The organism is Klebsiella sp. GW_Kp182, assembly GCF_040062275.1.
GTDB lineage: Bacteria > Pseudomonadota > Gammaproteobacteria > Enterobacterales > Enterobacteriaceae > Klebsiella > Klebsiella michiganensis.
In genome coordinates, this window is sequence record NZ_JBEAFQ010000040.1 from 1 (window position 1) to 23,858 (window position 23,858).

Here is a 23,858-nt window from a genome sequence, read left to right on the forward strand (position 1 = left end):
CTGCGAGTCTTGTGATTTCAGAAAGATACCAATAGCTGACGGAATGTCTCCCCAGTTTGGTAGCACAGAGCCGGGTAAACAATATCCACAACTTTGTTAAGTTCTTTTTCGTTATAGATAAGAACTTTTTCTTCTTTGCCGCCGACGGGCGATTTGTGGGAGCGTGATAAACACAAAACAAAACAGGGATTCAGGGGAATAACAATGCGCATTGCAAAAACAAAAATCGCGCTGGCGCTGGGCATGCTGGTGCTCGCCGCGCAGGCTCAGGCCGATCAATTAGCCGATATCAAAGCCGCCGGTGTGGTCAAAGTCGCCACCTTCGACGCCAACCCGCCGTTCGGCTCGGTAGACCCGAAAACGCATAAAATCGTCGGCTACGACGTGGACTTCGCCGAAGCGCTGGCAAAATCGCTCGGCGTCAAGCTGGAGCTGGTCGCCACCAACCCGGCCAACCGCATTCCGCTGCTGCAATCCGGTAAGGCCGACCTGATCGTCGCCGATATTACCATCACCCCGGAACGCGCCCAGGTGATTGATTTCTCAACGCCTTACTTCGTGACCGGCCAGCAGTTCCTCGTCCCGGCAAAATCGCCGGATAAGCTCGATGATTACAGCAAAGCGCGCATCGGCGCGGTAAAAGGCACCACCGGCGAACAGGCGCTGCATCAGCGTTTCCCGCAGTCGCGCGTGCTCTCTTATGACGATATTCCGCTGGCGCTGACCGCCCTGCGCAACGGCAACGTGCAGGCCATCACTCAGGACAGCACCATCCTCGCCGGACTGCTGGCGGAAGCGCCGGACAAGGCGAACTTCAAAATCATCCCCGACCTGCTGAGCAAAGAAGAGATTGGCGTCGGCGTGAAGAAAGGCGAACCGGCCCTGCTGAAAGCGGTCAATGACGAGCTGGTCAAGCTGGAGAAATCCGGTGAAGCGGCCAAAATTTACGACGTCTGGTTTGGCCCGAGCACCAAAACCCCGCAGCCGCGCGCCTTTACTATCGAAGCGAAATAAGCAGAGAAAGATGATGTTATCGGCTCTATTTTCACGCTCCGCGGCATCGTCCGCGGATTTTTCGCATCTGCAGCGCGCCAGCATTGAGTTTCGCGATGTCGCCAAAAGCTACGGCGACCATCGGGTGCTGAACGGCGTAAATTTACAGGTTGAACCCGGCGAAGTAGTGGCGATCCTCGGCCCTTCGGGATCGGGCAAATCAACCCTGATCCGCCTGATCAATCAGCTGGAATCCCTTAGCGGCGGCGAGATTCTGATCGACGGCAAACCGACGCGCCAGCTTACCGGCAGCGCCCTGCGCCAGCTGCGCAGCCGGGTCGGCTTCGTTTTTCAGCAGTTTAATCTCTACGCCCACCTGACGGCGCAGGAGAATATTACCCTCGCGCTGGAACGCGTTCACGGCTGGAGCAAAAGCGCCGCCCGCGAGCGCTCGCTGGCGCTGCTCAGCCAGGTTGGCCTGGCGGATAAAGCCCGGCAGATGCCTGCCCAGCTCTCGGGCGGTCAGCAGCAGCGGGTGGCGATCGCCCGCGCCCTCGCCTCCTCGCCGCAAATCATTCTGTTCGATGAACCCACGTCGGCGCTGGACCCGGAGATGATCGGCGAAGTGCTGCAGGTCATGAAAACCCTCGCCCACAGCGGGATCACCATGGTGGTGGTGACCCACGAGATGCAGTTCGCCCGCGAGATTGCCGATCGGGTGGTGTTTATCGATGGCGGCGATATTCTCGAAGTCGCGCCGCCGGCCGAGTTTTTCGCCCGGCCGCAGCACGCCCGCACCCGCCGTTTCCTGCAGAAGGTGCTCGATCCGCTGCACCAGGAGAGTGAGGCGTGATCCCACATCTCGACTGGCATGGCGTGCTGAGCGGGCAGCCGCTGCAGTGGATCATCTCCGGTTTTCTCACCACCGTCTGGGTCAGCGTCGCGGGGATGATTCTGGCGACCGTGCTGGCCGTCCTGCTGCTGGCGCTGCGTCTCGGGGGCGGAAGGCCCGGCCGCTGGCTGGTGGCGGCCTGGGTTTCACTGTTCCGCAATACGCCGCTGCTGGTCCAGCTGCTGTTCTGGTATTTTGCCGCCTGGAATCTGCTGCCGCTGGGGGCGCGAGATTTTATCAACGACGACCACAGCTGGTCGATTCTGCCGGGCAACGTCTGGTGGCTGACGCCGGAGTTTCTCTGCTCAATGTGGGGACTCGGGGTCTTTACTTCGGCGTTTCTGATCGAAGAGATCGCCTCCGGGCTGCGCGCCGTTAGCCACGGCCAGCGGGAAGCGGCGCTGTCGCAGGGGTTTACGCCGTGGCAGGAGCTGCGCCACATTCTGCTGCCGCAGGGGCTGGCTAACGCCTGGCAGCCGATTATCGGCCAGTATCTGAACCTGATGAAGCTCTCCTCGCTGGCGAGCGGTATCGGCTTCGCCGAACTGACCTATCAGGTGCGGCAAATCGAGAGCTACAACGCGCATGCGCTGGAGGCGTTTGCCGTCGGCACCGCGCTGTATCTGGCGCTTGGGGTGCTCATGGGCGTGGCGCTGACGCGTCTCGGTCCGGGAAGGGATCAGCAAAGGAGAGCCGGCTATGAACGCTAACCTGGCGGTTATCGTTGATAACCTCGATTATCTGCTGTGGGGACGGCTGGCGGACGGTATTCCCGGCGGCGTGGTGCTGACGCTGCTGATGGCAGTCGGCGCCGCCGCGCTGGCGCTGCCGGGGGGCGTGCTGCTGGCGGCCATCGCCTGGCGCTACGACGGGATCGTGCGGCGGCTGCTCTTCCTGTGGGCGGAGATTATTCGCGGCATCCCGCTGATCTTCGTCATTTTCTGGCTGTGGTATCTGCTCCCCATGCTCACCGGCAGCGACCTGCCGGGCGCGGTCACCGTCACGGTGGCGCTGGCGTGGTTTACCGCCGCGTCGGTGATGCACTCGGTGCTGGCGGGCCTGCAATCGCTGCCCCGCGGGCAGTACGAAGCGGCGCTGACCCAGGGTTTTGCCCCCGGACAGACGCTGCGCCTTATTCTGCTGCCGCAGGCTCTGCGCAACGTTCAGCCCTCGCTGGTAGGGATATTTATCGGGCTGCTCAAAGACACGTCGCTGGCGTTTATCGTCAACGTGCCGGAACTGACCACCGTCGCCGGGCAGGTCAATAACCGGGTGCAGATTTACCCGCTGGCGATATTTGTCTTTACCGGCGCGGTTTATTATCTGCTGTGCTGCGGCCTGAGCCTGCTGGCGAACCGCCGCTATGCCGGGCGTACGGTTTAGCGACGAAGCGCGAAAAAAGCTGCCCGGTTAGTTCACCGGGCAGTCTTTGGTCATTTTTATAAATTTATCGTTATAGATGATGTAGTGGTTCCCCGGTTGGCGCAGCGAGGCCTGGCGAACAACGTCCCCGGGCCGTAAATACCATGCATCCCCTTCCTCTTCCGTCGTATCGCACCCGGGCTTGATCAGCAGCTTAAACCAGGTATTCCCGGTATTGCTGACGGTGCCCGCCGCCCGATCGTAGGCCCACTTGAACCGTACCTCGCGCGGGCGCACAACCAGAATCGTGTCCATCACCACCACCGGATCCATACTCACCTCGGTACCGCTTTTATTGCGCATCACGTAATTGCGGGTGGGTATTTCACGAAAGGAGACCCGGTAATAGCGCTCACGGTCATCTTTCGGGCCGTGGTAGTAAAACTTAAAATACTCGCTCTCCCCCGCCTGCAGGGTAAGCTGACGCGGGGCAAACAGCAGCTCGCCGTCCGCCGGGCGAGAACGCACCTCTTTGCCGCCGGGGCGGTCGATAGCGACAATAGAAACCCGATACAGTCGGGCGCTTTTATTGTTATTAATCACCCGTTTAGACGCGAAGTTATCTTCCGCCGCCAGCGAGAAAGTTAAATTACCCACCGAGATGGCCTGCGCCGCGGTCGCGAAGCCGAGCGACAGCAGGCAGATAAGCATCCGCAGCAAATTAGTTAATGTTACGCCACGTCGCCTGAACATGAATTTCTCCTGAAGCACTCACTTCACCAAACCAGCCGTTATCTTCCACCGTGCGCAGCGATATCGGGTTATCCATCGGAATGGAAAACGTCACCGTCGTTTTGTCCATCTGACCGACGTCGCCGGAAATATCCGTCCACGGCGTGGTTAACCACAGGGCGTCGGTCATATCGCGCCAGGTATCATCGCATCCGGCATCGTAGGTTTTGATGGTCCCGGTCTGGGTGGTAAACGCCAGCGTCGCCGGGAACGGTACTCTCGACGTGCCGTCGGGTGAACTAAAAATACAGTATGAACGTCCGCCGATCGCCTGCGTTGGCCCGGTCACTTTAATGAGCACTTCATCGGCGGCGGTTTTGCCGCTGGTGGTGACAATATAGCCAAAGTCCAGCGACGGCTCGCCGCTGCCCACGTAGCCTTCGCGCATCGGCGCCGAAATGTACTCATCGGAAATAATGCTGATGCTGAAGTCGCGCGGTTTAATAATCAGCGTGTTGGAGGTCGAAAACTCGTACCAGCCTGACTCCGGCGAGGTGGTGTTATAGAAACGGAAATTAAACAGATCTTTAGTGTTCACGTCGCTGATGCCCAGCGTGACCATCTGCTTAAAAAAGTTGCTCGAGAAAAAGACGTAAACCGAGTCAGATGATTTCATCTCATTAAACGTATAGTACTGGGAGATGCCGCTCACCGGCTTCCATGAATTCCCATCCAGGCTGAACTGCATATCATAACTTCCGACCGCGGAAGCCAGCGCCGAGTTGCTGATTGCCGGAAAAATATGAATTGAGGTATTACTCAGGCCATTATGCTGCAAATTGTAGTTCACCATTTTGCAGCTCAGACCGGAACGGGAGCCGATAGTCTGGGTGCGGCAGTCGGCGTTCCCCTCGCCCAGCGTCGGGACCCCGTCGCTGTTGATAAAGACTTCCGCCAGCGCATGGGTGTTAATCAGCTTAAGGTTTGCCGCTTTAGTATGGGTGACTTTGCGCACGTACCAGTAACCCGAAGCCTGATCTTTACAGCGCGCGCCGCTGCTGGCGTCGTAGCTCACCGACGTCATGCAGGAGTTGATGGTCATCGAGAAGCTGCTGCCCACCGACATCTGCTGCAGATACTGGTAGAAAGCGTCGGACATCATGCCGTGCATCCACTTTTGTCCGCCGGAGGTCACCGTCGCGCCGTAGAAGCCGCTGGCATCGCTGGTTTGCGGCAGAATCAGGCTGGTGGCCATATCGCAGCCCGCATACCAGTTGATACAGCGCAGCCCCTGTAACGGATGAGATGCGGGAGAGTTATCCAGCCACATATCGAAGAACCAGTTGGCGTACAGACCGGTGTTATAGCCATTGTCGATATAGCCCAGGCTCTGCTGATAAATGGTGCCCGAGCCGTTATATTTCAGCCCGGTCCAGCGGTTAGCCCCGGTCATTCGCGGGTCCAGCGCGCCGCCCGGGGTGACAAAGAAGTTATCGTCCGAGTTGTTTTCCACGAAAACAAACTGCATGGCCGCCGCATCCGGCCAGGTGGTTTTGGTGACCGCGGCGTTGACCCGCGTCACGCACAGCGCCGCCGTGAACATCACTAAACATGCCAGCCATTTAGCTTTCATTACCTTCTCCTGTCTGCTGCGTGCGGGCATAGGTGGAGAGGCCGCTACAGACCACATCGCCCACCCACACCGCGCCGCGCGCCTGGCTCAGCTCCAGCGCCACTTCGCAGCTCTGGTTTTTACCGTAACTGAAATCGATGGTGGGATATTTTTTATCCACGTCCATCACAAACTCACCGTTCTCATCGGTGCGGGTACGACCGATATGGTTATTAATCCGCGCGTTAGCCAGCAGCGTGCCGTCTTCCGCGCGGATACGCCCGGAGACCGTCACCATCTGCTTCACTTCCGGCTCAATCACCGCCACGTTGCCCGGATAAAGGGTCAACTGACTCTTACGCCCGGTCACGATATCGTAGCTATCGAGCGAGTTTTTACTGTTCTGCAGCTCCACTTCATAACGGCTGTACGGCGACAGCGGCAGGTAATTACGGTTGCCGGAGAGCTGTACAATACGGCCGTTAACCTTGGCGCTGAGCTTGCCGTCATCCTCAAGGCCGGTTTTGAAAATCACGCCGGCGTTGCCGTCGGTGCGGCCGCTGGCGGCGATATTTTTCCCCTGCCAGCCCACGCTGCCGTTGGCGGTCAGGTTGGTGTTCACATAGCCATCCACGCCGCTGTTCACATTCAGCGTGCCGGTGGAGTAGCGGGTATCAAACTGGGCATATGCGCCGCCGCTGAGGGTTTTGTCATCGCCGGTATCGCCGGAAATGGCGCGCGAAACGTTCGCGCCGATGGTGCGAATACTGCCTTCATCAAACTGTTTACGCGCCGACAGGTTGGCCATGGTGTAACCGTTCTGGTGCGTCATCCCGGCGCTGAACCAGTTGCCGAGCGGCAGCGAGAAATCGAGCGCAATATATTTCCCGGTGCTGGCGCTGCTGTCGCCGTTATTAAAGCGCTGTACGCCCGCGCGCAGGCCCAGCGATCCCCATGAGCCGGTGTAAAGCGTCTGGTAGTAATCCGCCGTGTAGTAATGGCTGTTATAGCGGCGGTCGTCGTTATAGCTGATGCTGAAGGTACCCAGCTTTGACCAGAGTGAATTGAGGTTCAGCGTGCCGCCGATGGCCCGGTTGTCGGCATTACTGCGCCGTATCCGGTCGCCAATCTGCGTTTTTTCCTGGTTGACCCACACCGAACTAAAGCCGCCGGGCAGCGTGGCGCTGATGCTGCCGATGCTGCTCCAGGAGCTGTCGCTGGCCAGCATATTCTGCAGGTTCACGTTAATGGACTCGGTGATCGGCAGGGTCAGGCGCGTCTCGGCGACGGCGTTGTTATCATAGCCGTAGCCGGTGGCCGCCCAGCTTAAGGTACTGAACGACCCGGAGGCCGAGGCCCCCGCCAGCCAGCTATCTTTTGCCGGAAGCGTTTTTTTACCGCTTTCGGACCAGCGATCCATATGGAAGCTGCCGCCCCAGAATTGCCAGGCCAGCGGCGCGCCAGCGCCGCGTCCGCGGCTGAACAATTTATTGACCCGCTGGGTGCGTTTGCTGACCACCCGGCCGTTCACAATCACTTCAACATCGACATCATAAATCCCGTACGGCAGGCCGCGGGTGTCGACCTCATGGTTACCCATGGCAAAGTTCTGCACGCTCATCAGGCGTCCGTCGCGGGTCAGATGGACTTCCCCAGCGGCGGGTAAAAAGGCGACCACCGGGGTGGCCGACTGGGTGTTATCGAACACCGTCGAACTGGCCTGGTTGCCCCAGGAAGCGCCGTAGATCTTCCCTGCCGAAACGGCGGTCATCGGGCCAAGGGACTGTAAATTCCAGGTATCCAGCATCCCGCCCGCAAAGCGGTGACCGGCAAAGTCGCGTTCATACATCGCTTTATAGACGTCGCTGTCCTGATTGCCGGAGCCAATACCGTAAAGCGAGCCGTCCAGCACCACGTGGTGCTCGCGCAGCGCGGTAACGTTGTTCAGCGACAGATAGCTGGAGGTATTATTGCCGCCGTTGCGCATCTGGTTGTTATAGACCCCGAGGTTATAGTTCAGGGTGCTGCTAAGGGTGTTGACGCTGGACTGACCGATATCTTCGCTGCGCGAGCGCAGCACCGTACCCAGCGCCTCTTTTTTTACCACCAGCTGCAGAAGCAGCTGGCGCAGGCTGAGCTGTAGCCGGGCGTCATCCGTCAGGCTAATGTTAAGATCTTTGCTGAAAGCTTCATTGGCCAGCGCGGTCAGCTGTTTGCGGGTCTGCTCGCTGACGGTGGCGTTATTATCGTTTTCTTCCAGCTGAATCTGCCGAACGCGCAGAACGCCATTATCCAGCCAGATAAAGGCATTGCCGATCCGCTGATCGTCCTGGGTACCGGTGCTGCCTTCAAGATGAATAAACAGTGGGATGCTCATTCCGTCCTGCAGCGCCTGGCTGAAGGCCTGAGGGATAATCACGCCGCCGATTTGCTGTACTTTATCGGTGGCGGCAGTGACGCTAAACGGAACCAGCAAAATGACCATGCCGGAGGCAAGGAGTGTTTTTAATCCTGGAGCGTTCCCTGGTAGAGCCATAATGTTGATCCGTCAGAAGAAATGTCTATTTCACGGGAACAAACTGCTCGCCCTGCCAGAGCGCGACCCGTCCTTTTTTATCCGCCACATTCACGCGCGTGAAGCGCCGTTCTTTTCCCGGCATCAGGAAATAATTTTCCTTGCACTCTTTACCGTCAGCCGGCTTCAGACACGGGCCGTAGGCAAGAATACGTAACGTCGCGTTACCGGTATTGACCAGCGTGCCGTTGGCGTACTGATAGCGGAAGTTGGCTTTTCTTGGCGCGACCACCAGGATGGTGCCGATACGCGCCGAGGCCGTCGCTACCGCGCTGCGGGTCGAGCCATTGCGCTGAGCATCGCTGAGCGCCTGATCGAACCAGACAATGCGGTAATAGCGTTCTTTATCGTCCGCCGGGCCTTTGTAGAAAAAGCGGATCACGTCGCTGGCTTTCGCGGGCAGCAGCAGACTGGCGGGGGTCAGTAAAATCTCGTCCTGCTTATCCATCGGGATCACCTTGCCACCGTCCAGCGGCGAAGAGAGGCGTTCCATATGGATGTTAATTAAGCGACCGCTGTCGGTCGTGTTCTTGATCTCTTTGCTCAGCGTGCTGCTGCCGCTGTTCATAAATGAAGAGATATCGCCCACATCCAGCGCCAGGGCTGGCGTCATTGTGCTGAGCAACAGGCCGATGGCCAGAATGTGTTTTTTCATATGAATTCAATCCGTGAAATAAGGCAGGGGGAGCCCCCCTGCCTGGTGCTACGAGAGGATCAGCTGGTCCAGGTCGCGTCGAACTGTACGCTGACGTCACCGCTCCAGATACCTTCCGGCAGAGCGCTGTAGTCGGTCACATCTGTCGTGCCATCAGCGGTGCCGCTGATGATGGAGAACGTGAAGCCGTCCTGAGCGGTAGTACGACCCGCGACGTTATAGCCGTTAGACAGCGCGCTGAGGTTGCCGCCCAGGATGCCCGCCGCGGTGTCGATCATGGTGGTGTCAGCCGTTTTTTCGACCGCAGCGCCGTTGTAGTCAACGCCCACGCTCAGGGTGGAACCAGAGGTATCCAGCTGAGTCAGGGTGTTGGTGATCAGACGAGAGGTCAGTTTGAATGCGGTCGCGGTGGCGTCGCCTTCGATAGCCACATCAAACAGGCCTTTCTGTGAGTTAAAGCCTTTAATCCCTTCGGCATACTGGAAAGCCAGGCTGCCCAGCGGAGTCACCACCAGCTTGCTGGTAGTGTCTTTTTTGGCGGTTGCGGACCAGGTAGCGACTGCCTGAGCAGTAACGTCAGCTGCCTGAGCGACACCCATACCGGCAAACGCGGTTACCAGAGCAATTGCAAGAACCTTTTTTTTCATAGCTTTTTCATCCTGAGTTTATTAAGGGACCTGATGTCCCACGTCTGTGTGCATTCCCGCCATAGTTCAGGCCGCATCATTATTATCTGCGACGCAAATTATTTTGGGCGTTACGACCTGGTGCACAATTTTAAAAACAACGTTTATTACTAATTACAGCGCTAACTTATATATCTTTGAATACAGTTTGGCCTCGGCATTTCGCCGATGGGTATAAACCGTTTTCACACTACAATTTTCAATCTTGGCAATAGATTTCGGGTGCATTCCCTGTGCCGTCATCCGAATTATTTGCATTTCCCTGTTGGTAATTTTGTCTTTCTTTATATCTTTACGTAGAAAACGGCCGTTGATAACGTATGCCAGCTCCTGACGAATATCCTTGGCTAAGTCCACATAGACCACGCCACGAATAGCACCATTGTAATACCAGTAGTTGGCCAGCGCTTCCGAGCGCCTCGCGGCAATTAATACAATTTGCTTGCCTTTCATTTCAGCCAGCCACTCGCTATCGCGGCGGATAAAATAATTCAGCGAACTGGCGCTAAGATTAATAAATACAAACTCCCGGCGTACCTTTTCAAGCGACAGGTAAATCAGGTCATCAATATCAATAATTAGCTCAGCGAGTCCTTTTAAAAAATAGCTGTCATGCGCTGGCCAGATACACTGGTCCAAAGAATATTTATAATCCATATAAAGTTAAACCCCATAGTCCTGGAAATCTTGAACGTATCACAACACTGCTGATAGCCCAGGCCTGCAAAGTCTAAGTCAGCAAATTCCCTCTTTAATATATTCAATCAAAATTCAAAATAGTATTGCTAGAGATAAAGAGCACTAAATGACTTGCTTGTTTCTTGTGTTACCAAATTTAGGATTTTTCTCCATGTGTGTCAATAAGTGCGCAAAGGGCTAATTACCGACCAGGTCAATTTAAGTCAGAAGAATAAAAATAAGGATATTGAGTTAAACACAAAAATCATTGGTTTTCATACGGTTATTGGTGGGATATGCGTAGATTCTTAAGTGAATATTATATGTTCCAGGATCTTAGCCATTAGTTGTTAAGACTATTCTTAACCTCACTTTTATTTAAAAAAGCGAAAAAACCGAATAAATTCAAAAAATAAGAACATAAAACCAATAAACAACACAAAATCAGTGGTTAATTTCATTAATTAGCGTAAATAATGGAATTACACGCCGCACAAAAGGGATAGTCACCGACTAAAAATTTTCCGCCGCGAATCGTAATCCAGTACCTGAAGATTATCCACTCGGTTAAACCGACTCAGATATAAGAATTGCACGAGCGTCCAAAGTCGTCCCGTTGTACCCGCGGCGATAGCATTCCCCGGCTAATGTCGCATAAAACGCGTCATCTTTATCAGATGAAATACGTATCATTATTAATCTCATGCGCTATCGCGTATTAAAGGTAGGCAGAGTATTCTCAGATGCCCGATTGCTGATGCAAAAGTGTGATCTATGACGAACTTTTTTCCAACAAATAGGCCAGCTTTCGCATCCGTTCACTATTTGTTCGCCTTACTGTCATCCGGCAGTCATATAAAACACCATTAATAGTGCCCAGTTTACTGACGAACCTGGACGCATTTATGAACAGTTCCCTGGCTGCGGTGGCAGAAACCGATTATCAACCGTTTACGCCGCCCTTTATCGACCGGCAGCGTAAGGTCCTGAGCGTACGCAACCTGAGCAAATCCTACAGCGCGCAGCAAACCGTACTGGACGGCATCAGTTTCGATCTTCATGCGGGCGAGCTGGTTGGCGTCATTGGCCGCTCCGGCGCCGGAAAGTCAACGCTTCTGCACGTACTGAACGGTACCCACAGCGCCAGCGGCGGCGAGATCCTCAGCTATCCGGAAGTGGGTACGCCGCAGGACGTATCAAAGCTGTCGGGCCGCGCGCTAAACGCCTGGCGCAGCCAGTGCGGCATGATCTTTCAGGATTTCTGCCTGGTCCCGCGTCTCGACGTTTTGACCAACGTGCTGCTGGGTCGCCTGAGCCAGACCTCCACCCTGAAATCATTATTCAAAGTTTTCCCCGACGCGGACCGCGCCCGCGCCATCTCCCTGCTGGAATGGATGAATATGCTGCCGCATGCGCTACAGCGGGCGGAAAACCTCTCCGGCGGCCAGATGCAGCGCGTGGCGATTTGCCGGGCGCTGATGCAAAACCCGGGTATTTTGCTGGCCGATGAACCGGTCGCTTCCCTCGACCCGAAAAATACGCAGCGGATTATGAATGTCCTGCGCGAAATTAGCGAACAGGGTATCAGCGTGATGGTAAACCTGCATTCGGTGGAGCTGGTGCGTGAATATTGCACGCGGGTCATCGGCGTAGCCAAGGGCAAGATTATTTTTGACGATCATCCCACGCAGCTGAATCAGGATATTCTGCATCGGCTGTACGGCGATGAAATTAGCCAATTGCATTAAATTTCACTCACACGGGCAAAATAATGAAAAAGTACATCACTGGCGCAGTTCGTTTATCCGCAGCGGTTGCAGGCATTATGATGGCGTGGCAGGCAAGCGCTGCTGAACAACCGAAGGAATTAAATCTTGGCATCCTTGGCGGTCAGAACGCAACCCAACAAATTGGTGATAACCAGTGCGTTAAACAGTTTCTTGATAAGGAGCTGAAGGTCGATACAAAATTACGTAACTCTTCCGACTATTCCGGCGTGATTCAGGGATTGCTGGGCGGAAAAGTTGACGTGGTCTTAAGTATGTCGCCGTCATCATACGCTTCCGTTTATATTAACAACCCTAAAGCCGTCGATATTGTCGGGATTGCCGTAGATGATAAAGATCAATCCCGCGGCTATCACTCGGTGGTGATTGTCAAAGCCGACAGTCCATATAAAAAGTTAGAAGATCTGAAAGGCAAAGCGTTTGGCTTCGCCGATCCGGACTCCACTTCCGGCTTTTTAATTCCCAACCACGCCTTTAAACAGCAGTTCGGCGGCACGTCGGATAATAAATATAATAACTTCTTCTCCAGCGTGACCTTCTCCGGCGGCCATGAGCAGGATATTCTGGGCGTGCTGAACGGTCAGTTTGCCGGCGCGGTGACCTGGACCTCGATGGTGGGTGATTATAATAGCGGCTACAGCGTCGGCGCCTTCAACCGACTGATTCGCATGGATCACCCGGATTTGATGAAGCAAATCCGCATTATATGGCAATCGCCGCTGATCCCGAACGGCCCAATCCTGGTCAGCAATTCCCTGCCTGCTGACTTTAAGGCCAAAGTCGTCACCGCGATTAAAAAGCTGGATACCGACGATCACGCCTGCTTTATCAAAGCGATGGGCGGCACGCAGCATATCGGCCCGGGCAGCGTAGCCGATTTCCAGCAGATCATTGATATGAAACGCGAACTGGTTACCGCGCGTTAATCCCGCCCTGGCGCCGTCGCCCGGCCAGTCTCGCGGGCGGCGGCGACTCGTTGAAGACACAGCGACGCATGAATAATACCCATACCGAATTCGAACGCTATTACCAGCAGATCCGCTCGCGGCAAAAGCGCGACACCTTTAGCTGGTCACTGCTGCTGCTGGCGCTCTATTTTGCCGCCGGCAGTATGGCCGAGTTTAATCTCTTTACTATCTGGCACTCGCTGCCCAATTTTCTCGATTACATGTTTGAGACGCTGCCGACACTGCACGTCGCCGACCTGTTTGCCGATTCGCACACTAAAGGCTCTCTGGCTTACTGGGGCTATCGTCTGCCCATTCAGCTGCCCCTTATCTGGGAAACGCTGCAGCTGGCGCTGGCGTCCACGCTGGTGGCGGTGGCGATTGCCACCCTGCTGGCGTTCGTTGCGGCCAACAATGCATGGTCCCCTGCCCCGCTGCGTTTTGCCGTCCGCGTGCTGGTGGCTTTTCTGCGCACCATGCCGGAGCTGGCGTGGGCGGTGATTTTCGTGATGGCTTTTGGTATCGGGGCGATCCCCGGCTTTCTGGCATTAATGCTCCACACCATCGGCAGCCTGACCAAGCTGTTCTATGAAGCGGTAGAGAGCGCCCAGGATAAACCGGTACGCGGCCTGGCCGCCTGCGGCGCGTCGCATCTGCAGCGTATCCGCTTTGCCCTGTGGCCGCAGGTGAAACCCATCTTTCTCTCCTACGGCTTTATGCGCCTCGAAATTAACTTCCGCTCCTCAACGATCCTCGGGCTGGTGGGCGCGGGCGGCATCGGCCAGGAGCTGATGACCAATATCAAACTGGACCGGTACGATCAGGTCAGCATCACGCTGCTGTTGATTATTATCGTGGTATCGCTGCTGGATATGCTATCCGGCCGCCTGCGGCAGTGGGTTCTGGAGGGGAAAAAATGAGTCAGTGGCAAAATCAACCGGATATCGCCGCCAGCCGTCGCCAGCATCGGCATTTATACCAGGCCCAGGGGCGCTATTTGCGCTACGTCGGCCTGCTGACGCTGGCCAGCGCCCTCTACTATGTCTGGTTCTTTATGCAGTTCGGCATCAGCGGCGAGCAGCTCGCCACGGGGCTGCAGCAAATCAGCCGCTATCTGCTACGGATGTTCGTCTGGCACGATTTTTTCAACTGGCCGTTTCGCTATTACTTCACGCAAATCGCCATTACCCTGGCGATTGTTTTCGCCGGGACGCTTACCGCGACGGTCATCGCCCTGCTGCTCTCGTTTCTGGCGGCGCGGAATATTATGCGCGGCGTGATTCCGGGAACGATCGCCCTGCTGATGCGCCGGTTGTTCGACGTGCTGCGCGGTATCGATATGGCTATCTGGGGGCTGATTTTTGTCCGCGCCGTGGGGCTCGGGCCGCTGGCCGGGGTGCTGGCGATAATAATGCAGGATACCGGGCTGCTGGGCCGACTGTACGCAGAGGGACACGAGGCGGTTGATCGCTCGCCGGGACGCGGCCTGACGGCGGTGGGGGCGAACGGTTTGCAGAAGCACCGTTTCAGCATTTTTACCCAGTCTTTCCCGACGTTCCTGGCGCTGAGCCTGTATCAGATTGAATCGAATACCCGTTCCGCCGCGGTGCTCGGCTTTGTCGGCGCGGGAGGCATTGGCCTGATTTATGCGGAAAATATGCGTCTGTGGAACTGGGACGTAGTGATGTTTATTACCCTGCTGCTGGTGGCGGTGGTGATGGCGATGGATACGCTGTCCGCCTGGCTGCGCCGCCGCTATATCGGCGGCAGCGCGGTGCCGCTGTTTAAAGCTGATTAGTTTTTCCCGGGAGGCGGTGCTGTGCACCTGTCCGGGGCTACCCAAACGGCACGAAAAAGTAGCCCGGGTAAGGCGTTTACGCCGCGACCCGGGGGAAAAATCACAGCCGCCACGCCAGCACCGGCCACTGGTGCTGCGCGTTCGCCGCCGCCAGCTGCGGGCACGGATTGACCAGCCGTACGCGATCGGCATGCAGGCACAGCGGCAGGTCGTTGATCGAGTCGGTGTAGAAGGTCACCTCCCCCGAGTATTCAGGATGCGCCTGTTGCCACTGCGCCAGGCGCACCACCTTCCCCTGCTGATAGCTCGACGTACCGGCAATCACGCCGCTATAGCCGCCGTCGGCCATCTCAACGTCAATCCCCAGCGCCTGTTCGATACCCAGCTGCGCCGCCACCGCCTGCACCAGCAGGCTGACCGAGGCCGAAATCACCAGCATCTGCTCGCCTTTAGCCTGTAAAGTCCGAATCAGATCCCACGCCTGGGGATACACGCGCGGCATAATTTCGTCGCGCACGCAGCGCGCCAGCAGCGCATCCACGTCCCGCTTTGCGACGCCAATCAGCGGCGCCTGAATCAGAGCCACATAATCGGCGATATTCATTTCGCCGCGGTCGTAGTCGTCCATCAGCATCGCTTCCCGCGCCAGGTAATCGGGATCGTTTACCCAGCCTTCGCGCACCATAAAGCGGCTCCACAGCGTACTGCTGTCGCCCTTAATTAACGTATTATCCAGATCGAAAATGGTCAGCGTTTTACCCATCGTTTATTTTCCTTTATCGGCCACGGCGTCTCGCGAGAGCATGCGCAAGAAAAATGACAGCAGAATGACCCGGACTACTCTCGGATGGATGCGCAGCGCCGCGTCCCTCATTATCCCCACACGCTCATCACCAGCAGCACGGCAATCAGCAATAGCGGATAAATTCGCACATGCCAGCGGTCCGGTAAACGCGCCAGCCAGCGGGAGGCGATTTTTAACCCCAGCCAGCTTCCCGCCACCAGCTGCGCCGCCGCCGACAGCCAGATGTTGCCGACAAACCCATTCGGTAACGCCACCGGCGAGAGCCAGGCCATCAACAGCCAGGTTAGCGTCGCCGTTGCCGCCAGCGGCAGCGTTAGCACGTTGGCCATCCCCGCCGCTTCAGCCATCAGCACGCCGCGACGGCGCATCAGAGGGACGGTCATCACGCTTCCACCCACGCCGAGAAAAGAGGCGATCAGGCCAATGATCCCCCCTACCGTTAGCTCATGCGGCACCGTCGGTATCACCCGGCGGGATGGCGGGGTCATAAATCCGGCGCGAAGGTAGCAATCGGCAACGGTTGCCAGCAGATAGATAACGAACAGCCAGCGGATCCACGCCCCGCTCGCCTCAAGCGCCAGCAGCGCGCCGGCCGTTCCACCAACGGCAATGCCGGTGAGCATGGCCCATAAGCGGCGCCAGCGGAGGGTACCGGTACGCGCGTGTCGCCAGCTCGCCAGCAGCGCGGAGCAAAGCATGACCAGCGCCGAGGTGGCGACGGCGATGTGCATCGCCTGTTGCCCGACGACGCTTTGCGCGCCCCACGCGCCGGTCACCAGGAAATAAAGCAGCGGGACGGTGACGAAACCGCCGCCGAAGCCAAAGAGCCAGGTGGTCACGCCGGAAAGTATGCCGCACAGAAAAAGCCAGTCGCTCATTCGCACTCCTTCACAAAAGGAGGTAACGATATAGAATAACGCCGTGGCCGGCTTACGCTTTAAAGCCAATCTATTACGAATTTCAGCCAGGGCTATCTTCATGCGCAACGTTGCGATTAATGACGTCGACCATCTTCCTCGCCGGGTGCTGGCGCTGGGCAGCGACTATCCGCCCAACACGCTTCTGGAGCGACATAGCCACCGCCGGGCGCAGTTTCTGTACGCCATGCACGGATTAATGAAGGTCGAAACGGATGACGGCCAGTGGCTGGTGCCGCCGTTCAGCGGGGTCTGGATCCCGGCGACGAAACCGCATCGCGTCTGGATGCCCGGCGTCAGCACCCACAGCCTGTATATTGACGCGCGGGACGCCCCGCGTGATAGCGAGCGCTGCGAAGTCCTACAGGTTTCTCCGCTGACCCATCAGCTGCTGCTGGCCGCCTGTCAGCTACCGCTGCTGTATGACGAGAGCGGGCGCGATGCCGCCCTGATTGCGCTGCTGCTCCATGAACTGCGCGCCGCCGCGCCGCTGCCGATGTTTACGCCGCTTCCGCAGAACAGCCACCTCGCGGCGCTATGCGGCGATTTTCAGCGCCAGCCGAGCATCCGCAGTACGCCGCAGCAGTGGGCGCAAAAACTGAGTAAAAGCGTACGCACGTTTAATCGTCTGTTTCGCCGGGAGACCGGGATGGCGTTTTGCGACTGGCGCCAGCAGGCATGCCTGATGTACGCCATGACGGCGCTGCGTGAGGGGCGTTCGGTTACCGAAGTCGCGCTCAGTCTGGGCTATGAGTATCCGGCCGCCTTTACCGCGATGTTCCGCAAAGCGATGGGCTATTCGCCGATGGCGTTTATCCGCCAGATAAACGGCGGACCGGCACACGCCAGCCCGCCGTAGTCGCGGATTACCCGGCTGCGCGATGCAGCCAGTCGAGCAGCGCGTCCACCGAGAGCTGCGCAGGCGCGCGCGATGCTGGCTGCCCCGGTTTAATCAGCAGCAGCGTCGGCAGGCCGCGCACGCCGAGGTCGCTCGCCAGATCCTGATGCCGGTCGGCATCCAGATAGCGCGTATCCAGCTGAGCAAGCCGCGGGCTGAGCTTTTCATGCGCCAGCAGCTGCCAGAGCTTGCGGCAGTGCACGCAGCGTTCCGCGCCGACGAACAGCAGCACGGGCCGTTCGCTCTCCAGCTCGCCCGCCGCGCTTATCGGCGTGAACGCGCTTTCCGCGACGCGGAACAGCTTCGGACTGCGGCGCAGGGTATCGTTATCGGTCGCCACGCACAGCGCATCAGCGCTTTTACTGTACGGCTGTACGCCCGCCACCCGCACCACGCTCTGCGCCGGACCGGCCGCCGCCGCGCCGGGCTGGCGCAGAGTACGCACGTCCACCGCCGCAATCGGCGTCTCCTGCGGCTGCGCCAGCTGCGGGATCCAGCCGTAGGGAATGCGGTAGGCGCGATAGACCATATTGTTGTTCAGGGTCTTGCCCCAGAACGGCGAAATATATTCCCAGACAATTTCGTGGTCGCGGGTCACTTCAAAAATGCGCCCGTTCGATCCTTCGTTAATCAGGGTATTGCCGTTTTCCAGGCGCTGCATATTGCTGATGTAGGGGCTGTAAAAGCGGTACGAATCGGTTGGCTGCGGCAGATCCGCTTCATAGGGCGAGTAGCGCCATTCGATATCGAGGGTCAGCGGGTTGATCTCCAGGATCCGTGAATAATCGCGCCATGCGTTTTTCACCCCATCCGCCGACGCCGGATTCGGCGCGCCGTATCCGGCCCAGCCGCCGTTATCGAAAATCAGGATATTGCCCGCGCCCGGCAGCCCCTGCGGGATCATATGCGCATGGTGCTGGCCGATGATCCAGCCGATGTGCTTCAGCTCCGGTTTGCTGTAGTCCGGGCCCAGCTGCCAGACGATCTTGCCGCTCTGTTTGTCGATAATGGCAATAATGTTGGATTCGCGGGCGTCCCAGATAATGTTGTCGGGATGAAAACGCGTATCGCCGGCGTCGTACCACTTATTCGGCCCCAGCGCCGACATCGAGTTGATATGCATCCAGTCGCCCATTCCGCCGCCGCTGGCGCGCATATTCGGTTTTTTGTAGAGCGCGGTGCGCGCCGCATCGTCGAAGCCCAGCTCGTGAAAATGGTCGCTGCAGCGCCACTCCCATACCACGTTACCTTGCCAGTCGACTTCAATAATGGTGTCGTCCAGCAGCAGCTTGTCGGAGATCGCTTCATTCACCAGATTGGTGTGGGCAAGGATCAGGGTATTGCCGCCATCCACCTGCGGCTCCAGCCCCGGCGCGTAATAGCCCACCGGGTTGCCCGCCCGCTGATAGTCATGATGCGCGCGCGCCATCCAGCGCGTGGCGTTGCCGGGATCGCTCACCTGCTCGTAGCGGTCGAATTTCCAGGTGACGTTGCCTTCCCAGTCCACCTGGATCAGATCGAGCATATCCTGCATGCCGTAGCGCGGGTCGCGCTCGCCGCTGTGGCCAAGGATGGCGCCGCCGGGCAGGATTTTATTGGGAAACCCGTGCAGTTCAGGCCATTCGCGCACCACGCGGCCGTTCATGTCCACCAGCACCGCGCCGTGTTCGGTGGCCTGGAAAAGGGTATAGCCGCTCCAGGCGCGCTGCGGATCGTAGAGGGTGGCGCCGGTCGGGTAGACGGAAGGATGTCCCATATGTTGCTCCTTAAATAATAGAATCAGGCAGAAGTAATCAGGTTGCGAATCTGGCGGCAGGCTGCGATAAACGCGGCATCATCGCGCTGGCGCGAATGGGGCAGCGCCAGGCTTACCACTTCCCGTATCCGCCCCGGACGCGGCGAAAGCACGACGACGCGATCGGCCAGGGCGACGGCTTCTTCCACATCGTGCGTCACCAGCAGCGTGGTGGTTCCCGCGCGCTGGTGGATCTGTAAAAGTTCCTGCTGCAGGGTGTGGCGCGTCAGGGCATCCAGCGCGCCGAAAGGCTCGTCGAGCATCAGGATCTGCGGACGGGCCACCAGGCCGCGGGCAATAGCCACCCGCTGGGCCATGCCGCCGGAGAGCTGCGAGGGCAGCGCGTTGACGAATTCGCTGAGCTGCACGCGCTCCAGCATTTCCAGCGCCCGCTGGCGCTTCGCCGCCCGGCTGAGCTTTTCATCCGCCAGGCCGAGCATCACGTTGTCGAGCACGTTAAGCCAGGGAAACAGGCGCGGCTCCTGAAACACAATGCCGCGCTCTTTGCCCACGCCGGTGACCGGCTCGCCGTTAATGCAAATATCGCCCTGGGTCGCTGATTCAAGGCCTACCAGCATCCGCAGCAGCGTCGATTTACCGCAGCCGCTGCTGCCCACCAGCGCCACCAGTTCACCGGCGGCGATATCCAGGCTGAAATTCTGTAGCGCCGTCACCTGTTGCCAGGATTTACGCACGTGGCGAAAAGAGACCAGGGTTGAAGAGGTCATAGCTGCTCCTGTTGACGCCAGCGGGTGGCGCGCATTTCCAGTAAACGTCCGGCTTTATCCAGCGCCGCGCCGGTAATACCGACCAGCACCATGCCGCAGAGAATGGTGGGCATATCCAGCAGCTGCTGGGCATTGATCATCAGGCTGCCGATGCCGACGCCGGAGGACATGAAATATTCCGCGCCGATATTGCCAAGCCAGGCGTAAATCAGCGCCAGCCGCAGACCGGCGAAGATCCCCGGCGCCGCGCCGGGAAGAATAACCCTGCGCAGGCGCGCTAACTCGCCCAGGCGCAGTACCCTGGCGACTTCGTCGAGCTGCGGGTTACGCTGAAGCACGGCCTGCAGGGTGCTGAAGAACATCGGAAAGAACGACGCCAGCGCGATAAAAACGATTTTGCCGCCGTTATCGTTGCCCACCCATGCGGTCAGCAGCGGCAGCCAGGCAAACAGGGCGATATGGCGCAGCACGTTGAGCGTGGGCGTGAAGATTTGCCCGGCGCGCGGGCGCAGCGCCAGCAGCAGTCCGCAGAGCAGGCCCCCCGCAATCCCCAGCGCGCCGCCGACAAAGGCTCGCCCGAGGCTTGCCAGCATCGCCGCGGTCAGCTCCCCGCTCAGGGCGCCCTGAATAAAACGCGTCGCCACCGCCAGCGGCGAAGAGAACAGCGCACCATCGATCCAGCCCCACGAGCTTGCCAGCTGCCACAGCGCCAGCAGGACCAGCGGCAGCTGCAGCGCCCGCCAGCTGGCCTGCGGTTTCCACGCCAGGCGTCCGGCGGCAGGCTGCGGCCAGAACACCAGACGGGCACAGGCGCGGTTCGCCGCCCACTCCATCAGCATGCCGCTCAGCCCCACGACCGCAATGGTGACGAAGACGATATCCAGCTGAAACAGCTGGCGGCCCCAGACCATCAGGTAGCCAATGCCTTCTGAAGAGGCCAGCAGTTCGACGACGATAAGCGACACCCAGGCCTGCGATAGCGCCAGACGCAGGCCGGTAAACCAGCCCGGCAGGCTTGCGGGGATCACCAGCCAGCGCAGCCGCTGCCAGCGGGAAAAGTTCATCACCTTTGCGGCTTCACTCAGGGTCAGCGGCACGCCGGCCACCGCCTGCTGCGTGTTAATGGTCATCGGCACTACGGTGGTTTTGATGATAACCGCCAGCTTGAGGCCGTTATCAATCCCGAACAGCACCATAAACAGCGGGATCCAGCCGAGCGTCGGGATTTGCGCCAGCGCGTAGAACAGCGGTTCCACCCGCTGCGCGGCGGCCGGCACCAGGCCGAACAGCGCGCCGAGCAGCGTCCCAGCAATGGCGCCCAGCAGCAGGCCAAGCGCCAGATGCTGAAGGCTGAATCCCCACTGCGCCAGCAGATCCCCGCTCAGCAGCGATAGCGCGGTATCGGCAACCACCGACGGCGCGGGCAAAATTTGCTCCGGCATCCATCGTTCGCGGGCGGCGATGTACCACAGCAGCAGCAGTAGCGCAGGCAGCAGCCACGGCCAGCCGTTAAGCCTGAAGCCCGGCCTGCCTGGGGCATCGGTTCTTAAGATCATCTGCGACATATCGGTCCACTTTTCGGCAAGTTATGCCGCTATCAAAACGTGACTTCTCCTTCGCCGCCATTGCGTAAGGCGAATAATCCCGATGCATCAAATGCATTTCAGCCTGGCAGGCACGCGGCTTCTGATTTAGCTTTTTTTCGGCAATGCTTGGCGAATAAAAGCATTTAACACGTTACCCGTCGGCTCTTTAGGGTGAGAAAAAACTCAAGGGAGCAACACGTTATGATGAAAGCAATATTCAACCGCACCGTGCTGGCGCTGGTGGCGGTTATCGGCCTGGCGGCCAACGTCCAGGCCGAAACGCTACGCACTATCCGCATCGGCGTGCCGGACCAGAGCGCGGGGAGCAAGCCGTTTATTGAGGGGCCGGTCGGCATGGCGTTTATCCGCCATCAGCTGGAAGAGGCGTTTAAACCGCAGGGTGTGGAAGTGCAGTGGCAGTTTTTCAAAGGCGCGGGCCCGGCGGTAAATGAAGCCTTAGCCAACCGCCAGCTGGATTTTGTCTACCTCGGCGATCTGGCGGCGATCATCGGTAAAGCCAACGGGCTGCCGACGCGCCTGCTGCTGGGCAGCCGCGGCTCGGAATCCTGGCTCGCGGTAACCAAAGCCTCGGGGATTAAAACGCTGGCCGATCTGAAAGGCAAACGGGTCGCGGTATATCGCGGCACGGCGGACCAGCTGGCCTTTGACCGGGCGCTGCAAACCGTCGGCCTCAATGAGCGCAGTTTGCAGACGATCAACCTTGACTGGAACGCCGGCAAAGCGGCGCTGGCGGCCGGTCGCGTCGATGCGGTGTGGGGCGGCGTTTCGCTGCTGGCGCTGCGCGGCGATAAGATTGATGTGGTCGTCAAAAGCGGTGACTCCGGCCGCCAGAACACGACTCAGGCGGGGTTCCTCGGCACGCAGGCGTTTATTGACGCCTGGCCGCAGGCGACCCAGCAGATCGTTAACGTGCTGGTGAAGAACGCCGCGGAAATCAGCGACCCGGCCAATCGCGACGCCTGGTCCGCCGAGATGGCGCAGCAGAGCCAGATCCCGCAGGCGCTGTTTCTCGAAGAGATGCAGCCGCAGGATCTGAACTTTACCACCTCGCCGCGTATCGACCCGTTCCTGACCGACAGCTTTAGCAATAGCGTCGAACAGGCTAAATCCGGGCGGCTAATCCGCAGCGCTTTTGACGTCAGCCAGTGGGTAGACGGCCAGTTTGTCGAGCAGGCGCTGAAAGCCCAGGGGCTGGAAAACCGCTGGCCGCAGTACGATGCCAAAGGCCAGGCGAAAAACGCCGGTTAACCCCTCTCCTCCTGCGCCAGCAGCTGAAGCTGATGCTGACGATCGGTATGAAGGATAATCTCAATCAGCTTCTCCACCAGCGGCGGCTGGGCCGCGTGAACCGGAGAGATAATGGCAAACCGGGTCTGCATCAGCCGCCACTCCTCAGGCAGATCGCTGAGCTCCAGCTTAACCAGCCGATGGCTGTGCTGGCATAGCACGAAGCCGTCCTCGCTGGCGAAGCTAATCGCGTTGGTCTGCGCGAGGGTGGCAAGCAGCGCGTAGATATGATCGCACTGAATCGCCGGGGTAAAGTCCTGCTGCTGGCTGAGGGTCGCCAGCACCTTGCGCACGCCCGGCGGCAGATAGGGGGCGGCAAAGGGGTAGCGCAGCATCGCCTGGATAGAGACCGGCCCCTGTTTGGCCAGCGGATGATCGGCATGGCAGACGAAAAAGCAGCGCTGCGGGCTGAGCGGCTGCACGCGCAGCTGCGGGTCGAGCTCGGCCTGCCAGCTGTCGGCGACCACAAAAGGGTAGAGCTGAGAGGTCAGCGCCTGATGCAGCGCCAGCCAGTTATCAATCTGAAAGCGCACCCTCGCCTGCGGCAAAAGGCGATGAAACTCGCCGACGGCGGCCGGAATCAGCCTTGCGGCAGGGGCCGGGCCGCAGCCAAAAGCGACCTCGCCGTTTTGCGCATCGTCCGCTTCGCGCAGCTGGCTGCTGAGCTCCACGTTCAGCTCCTGAAAGCGGCGGGCGTAGGGCAGCAGCTTTTGCCCGTGCAGGGTGAGCGTCGGTAGCTTGCTCTGGCGATCGAATAACGGATGGCCGACGCTCTGCTCCAGCGCCTGAATGCTGCGGCTGAACGCCGACTGCGACAGGCACACCGCCTCCGCCGCGCGATTAAAACTGCCGTATTCAACTAACGCGACAAAGTTGCGCAGTTGGCGAAAATCCAGATGCATTAGCCCGCCCCACTCTCTCTTTTAGTCTACAAAAGTACTGGAGGGCAGCGTGGCGGCGCAATGGCGGGATGATGAGGATCTTTCACCTTGCGCTGAAGCGGAACAGACGCACGACATGTGGATATTTGTGAAATATTGTTTCACGGAGAAAAAATTTATTAATGAAAAATGAGGCGCTCCCGGCGAAAATAAAGACCGCCGA

22 protein-coding genes are annotated in these 23,858 nt (G+C 58.5%); 10 read left to right on the forward strand and 12 right to left on the reverse strand.

Annotated elements, in window-relative coordinates; all coding sequences use genetic code 11:
• Positions 1–204 precede the first annotated feature (204 nt).
• The 4 genes from ABLU88_RS16890 to ABLU88_RS16905 are packed head-to-tail and all read left to right on the forward strand — an operon-like array spanning position 205 to position 3,268.
• Positions 205–1,014 carry an ABC transporter substrate-binding protein gene (locus tag ABLU88_RS16890; protein WP_004099328.1) on the forward strand — a complete coding sequence of 270 codons (810 nt, stop codon included), beginning with the start codon at positions 205–207 and terminating at the stop codon, positions 1,012–1,014.
• 13 nt (positions 1,015–1,027) lie between these two features.
• Positions 1,028–1,846 (forward strand): amino acid ABC transporter ATP-binding protein, encoded by an 819-nt coding sequence (locus ABLU88_RS16895; RefSeq protein ID WP_014837542.1) that lies wholly within the window; start codon positions 1,028–1,030, stop codon positions 1,844–1,846.
• A complete protein-coding gene (locus tag ABLU88_RS16900; RefSeq protein ID WP_014228108.1) occupies positions 1,843–2,595 on the forward strand; it encodes an amino acid ABC transporter permease in 753 nt (250 codons plus the stop codon). Before ABLU88_RS16895 ends, ABLU88_RS16900 begins: the two co-directional genes overlap by 4 nt.
• Entirely contained in the window at positions 2,585–3,268 is a 684-nt protein-coding gene (locus ABLU88_RS16905) for an amino acid ABC transporter permease (protein ID WP_025107213.1), read from the forward strand. The genes ABLU88_RS16900 and ABLU88_RS16905 overlap by 11 nt, the downstream gene beginning before the upstream one ends.
• Before the next feature lie 27 nt (positions 3,269–3,295).
• Here ABLU88_RS16905 and ABLU88_RS16910 read toward each other — a convergent pair whose 3' ends face one another.
• The 6 genes from ABLU88_RS16910 to ABLU88_RS16935 all read right to left on the reverse strand — a co-directional run bounded on the left by ABLU88_RS16910 (position 3,296) and on the right by ABLU88_RS16935 (position 10,164).
• Positions 3,296–4,000: a fimbria/pilus periplasmic chaperone gene (locus ABLU88_RS16910; protein ID WP_014837540.1), complete on the reverse strand. Its 705-nt coding sequence runs from the start codon at positions 3,998–4,000 to the stop codon at positions 3,296–3,298.
• Positions 3,969–5,582: a hypothetical protein gene (locus ABLU88_RS16915; RefSeq protein WP_241010109.1), complete on the reverse strand. Its 1,614-nt coding sequence runs from the start codon at positions 5,580–5,582 to the stop codon at positions 3,969–3,971. Before ABLU88_RS16915 ends, ABLU88_RS16910 begins: the two co-directional genes overlap by 32 nt.
• A gap of 19 nt (positions 5,583–5,601) precedes the next feature.
• A complete protein-coding gene (locus ABLU88_RS16920; RefSeq protein WP_032693219.1) occupies positions 5,602–8,127 on the reverse strand; it encodes a fimbrial biogenesis outer membrane usher protein in 2,526 nt (841 codons plus the stop codon).
• 25 nt (positions 8,128–8,152) lie between these two features.
• Entirely contained in the window at positions 8,153–8,821 is a 669-nt protein-coding gene (locus ABLU88_RS16925) for a hypothetical protein (protein WP_014228103.1), read from the reverse strand.
• Between the two features lie 59 nt (positions 8,822–8,880).
• Complete coding sequence (locus ABLU88_RS16930) at positions 8,881–9,468, reverse strand: common pilus major fimbrillin subunit EcpA (protein ID WP_064405131.1); 588 nt, start codon at positions 9,466–9,468, stop codon at positions 8,881–8,883.
• A 153-nt stretch (positions 9,469–9,621) separates the two neighbouring features.
• Positions 9,622–10,164 carry a helix-turn-helix transcriptional regulator gene (locus ABLU88_RS16935; protein ID WP_014228101.1) on the reverse strand — a complete coding sequence of 181 codons (543 nt, stop codon included), beginning with the start codon at positions 10,162–10,164 and terminating at the stop codon, positions 9,622–9,624.
• 926 nt (positions 10,165–11,090) lie between these two features.
• On the opposite strand from ABLU88_RS16935, the gene phnC reads away from it, so the two are divergent.
• From phnC to phnE (ABLU88_RS16955), 4 genes are all read left to right on the forward strand, one after another.
• Positions 11,091–11,933: a phosphonate ABC transporter ATP-binding protein gene (gene phnC, locus ABLU88_RS16940; protein WP_014228100.1), complete on the forward strand. Its 843-nt coding sequence runs from the start codon at positions 11,091–11,093 to the stop codon at positions 11,931–11,933.
• A gap of 23 nt (positions 11,934–11,956) precedes the next feature.
• Complete coding sequence (gene phnD / locus ABLU88_RS16945) at positions 11,957–12,898, forward strand: phosphonate ABC transporter substrate-binding protein (RefSeq protein WP_009654530.1); 942 nt, start codon at positions 11,957–11,959, stop codon at positions 12,896–12,898.
• Positions 12,899–12,966: 68 nt separating this feature from the next.
• A complete protein-coding gene (phnE, locus tag ABLU88_RS16950; RefSeq protein ID WP_064358636.1) occupies positions 12,967–13,839 on the forward strand; it encodes a phosphonate ABC transporter, permease protein PhnE in 873 nt (290 codons plus the stop codon).
• Entirely contained in the window at positions 13,836–14,717 is an 882-nt protein-coding gene (gene phnE, locus ABLU88_RS16955) for a phosphonate ABC transporter, permease protein PhnE (protein ID WP_032748154.1), read from the forward strand. Before phnE (ABLU88_RS16950) ends, phnE (ABLU88_RS16955) begins: the two co-directional genes overlap by 4 nt.
• 100 nt (positions 14,718–14,817) lie before the next feature.
• Here the strand turns inward: phnE (ABLU88_RS16955) and ABLU88_RS16960 are convergent, their stop codons facing one another.
• Complete coding sequence (locus ABLU88_RS16960; protein ID WP_348837221.1) at positions 14,818–15,480, reverse strand: HAD family hydrolase; 663 nt, start codon at positions 15,478–15,480, stop codon at positions 14,818–14,820.
• 110 nt (positions 15,481–15,590) lie between these two features.
• Entirely contained in the window at positions 15,591–16,400 is an 810-nt protein-coding gene (locus ABLU88_RS16965; RefSeq protein WP_047724339.1) for a sulfite exporter TauE/SafE family protein, read from the reverse strand.
• 100 nt (positions 16,401–16,500) lie between these two features.
• Between ABLU88_RS16965 and ABLU88_RS16970 the strand changes: the two genes are divergently transcribed.
• Positions 16,501–17,298 (forward strand): helix-turn-helix transcriptional regulator, encoded by a 798-nt coding sequence (locus ABLU88_RS16970; RefSeq protein ID WP_348837224.1) that lies wholly within the window; start codon positions 16,501–16,503, stop codon positions 17,296–17,298.
• A gap of 7 nt (positions 17,299–17,305) precedes the next feature.
• Here ABLU88_RS16970 and ABLU88_RS16975 read toward each other — a convergent pair whose 3' ends face one another.
• The 3 genes from ABLU88_RS16975 to ABLU88_RS16985 are packed head-to-tail and all read right to left on the reverse strand — an operon-like array spanning position 17,306 to position 21,425.
• Positions 17,306–19,093, reverse strand: a complete 1,788-nt coding sequence (locus tag ABLU88_RS16975) for an aryl-sulfate sulfotransferase (protein WP_348837227.1) — start codon at positions 19,091–19,093, stop codon at positions 17,306–17,308.
• A 23-nt stretch (positions 19,094–19,116) separates the two neighbouring features.
• Positions 19,117–19,860 (reverse strand): ABC transporter ATP-binding protein, encoded by a 744-nt coding sequence (locus ABLU88_RS16980; RefSeq protein ID WP_047724342.1) that lies wholly within the window; start codon positions 19,858–19,860, stop codon positions 19,117–19,119.
• Complete coding sequence (locus ABLU88_RS16985; protein ID WP_014837529.1) at positions 19,857–21,425, reverse strand: ABC transporter permease; 1,569 nt, start codon at positions 21,423–21,425, stop codon at positions 19,857–19,859. Before ABLU88_RS16985 ends, ABLU88_RS16980 begins: the two co-directional genes overlap by 4 nt.
• 222 nt (positions 21,426–21,647) lie before the next feature.
• On the opposite strand from ABLU88_RS16985, the gene ABLU88_RS16990 reads away from it, so the two are divergent.
• Positions 21,648–22,715 (forward strand): ABC transporter substrate-binding protein, encoded by a 1,068-nt coding sequence (locus ABLU88_RS16990; RefSeq protein ID WP_348837230.1) that lies wholly within the window; start codon positions 21,648–21,650, stop codon positions 22,713–22,715.
• Here the strand turns inward: ABLU88_RS16990 and ABLU88_RS16995 are convergent.
• Positions 22,712–23,656, reverse strand: coding sequence for a LysR family transcriptional regulator (locus ABLU88_RS16995; protein WP_348837233.1), 945 nt, complete (start codon positions 23,654–23,656; stop codon positions 22,712–22,714). The two genes, ABLU88_RS16990 and ABLU88_RS16995, sit on opposite strands and share 4 nt — an antisense overlap.
• Positions 23,657–23,858: the final 202 nt, after the last annotated feature.

Excerpts from the sequence above, each read along its gene's own strand:
- ABLU88_RS16915 (WP_241010109.1), bottom strand. The coding sequence starts at position 5,582 with ATGTTCACGGCGGCGCTGTGCGTGACGCGGGTCAACGCCGCGGTCACC.
- ABLU88_RS16890 (WP_004099328.1), top strand. The coding sequence starts at position 205 with ATGCGCATTGCAAAAACAAAAATCGCGCTGGCGCTGGGCATGCTGGTG.
- ABLU88_RS16895 (WP_014837542.1), top strand. The coding sequence starts at position 1,028 with ATGTTATCGGCTCTATTTTCACGCTCCGCGGCATCGTCCGCGGATTTT.
- ABLU88_RS16980 (WP_047724342.1), bottom strand. The coding sequence starts at position 19,860 with ATGACCTCTTCAACCCTGGTCTCTTTTCGCCACGTGCGTAAATCCTGG.
- ABLU88_RS16985 (WP_014837529.1), bottom strand. The coding sequence starts at position 21,425 with ATGTCGCAGATGATCTTAAGAACCGATGCCCCAGGCAGGCCGGGCTTC.
- ABLU88_RS16935 (WP_014228101.1), bottom strand. The coding sequence starts at position 10,164 with ATGGATTATAAATATTCTTTGGACCAGTGTATCTGGCCAGCGCATGAC.
- phnE (WP_032748154.1), top strand. The coding sequence starts at position 13,836 with ATGAGTCAGTGGCAAAATCAACCGGATATCGCCGCCAGCCGTCGCCAG.
- ABLU88_RS16930 (WP_064405131.1), bottom strand. The coding sequence starts at position 9,468 with ATGAAAAAAAAGGTTCTTGCAATTGCTCTGGTAACCGCGTTTGCCGGT.
- ABLU88_RS16925 (WP_014228103.1), bottom strand. The coding sequence starts at position 8,821 with ATGAAAAAACACATTCTGGCCATCGGCCTGTTGCTCAGCACAATGACG.
- ABLU88_RS16965 (WP_047724339.1), bottom strand. The coding sequence starts at position 16,400 with ATGAGCGACTGGCTTTTTCTGTGCGGCATACTTTCCGGCGTGACCACC.
- ABLU88_RS16995 (WP_348837233.1), bottom strand. The coding sequence starts at position 23,656 with ATGCATCTGGATTTTCGCCAACTGCGCAACTTTGTCGCGTTAGTTGAA.
- phnE (WP_064358636.1), top strand. The coding sequence starts at position 12,967 with ATGAATAATACCCATACCGAATTCGAACGCTATTACCAGCAGATCCGC.
- phnC (WP_014228100.1), top strand. The coding sequence starts at position 11,091 with ATGAACAGTTCCCTGGCTGCGGTGGCAGAAACCGATTATCAACCGTTT.
- ABLU88_RS16975 (WP_348837227.1), bottom strand. The coding sequence starts at position 19,093 with ATGGGACATCCTTCCGTCTACCCGACCGGCGCCACCCTCTACGATCCG.
- ABLU88_RS16990 (WP_348837230.1), top strand. The coding sequence starts at position 21,648 with ATGATGAAAGCAATATTCAACCGCACCGTGCTGGCGCTGGTGGCGGTT.
- ABLU88_RS16960 (WP_348837221.1), bottom strand. The coding sequence starts at position 15,480 with ATGGGTAAAACGCTGACCATTTTCGATCTGGATAATACGTTAATTAAG.
- ABLU88_RS16920 (WP_032693219.1), bottom strand. The coding sequence starts at position 8,127 with ATGGCTCTACCAGGGAACGCTCCAGGATTAAAAACACTCCTTGCCTCC.
- ABLU88_RS16910 (WP_014837540.1), bottom strand. The coding sequence starts at position 4,000 with ATGTTCAGGCGACGTGGCGTAACATTAACTAATTTGCTGCGGATGCTT.
- phnD (WP_009654530.1), top strand. The coding sequence starts at position 11,957 with ATGAAAAAGTACATCACTGGCGCAGTTCGTTTATCCGCAGCGGTTGCA.
- ABLU88_RS16905 (WP_025107213.1), top strand. The coding sequence starts at position 2,585 with ATGAACGCTAACCTGGCGGTTATCGTTGATAACCTCGATTATCTGCTG.
- ABLU88_RS16970 (WP_348837224.1), top strand. The coding sequence starts at position 16,501 with ATGCGCAACGTTGCGATTAATGACGTCGACCATCTTCCTCGCCGGGTG.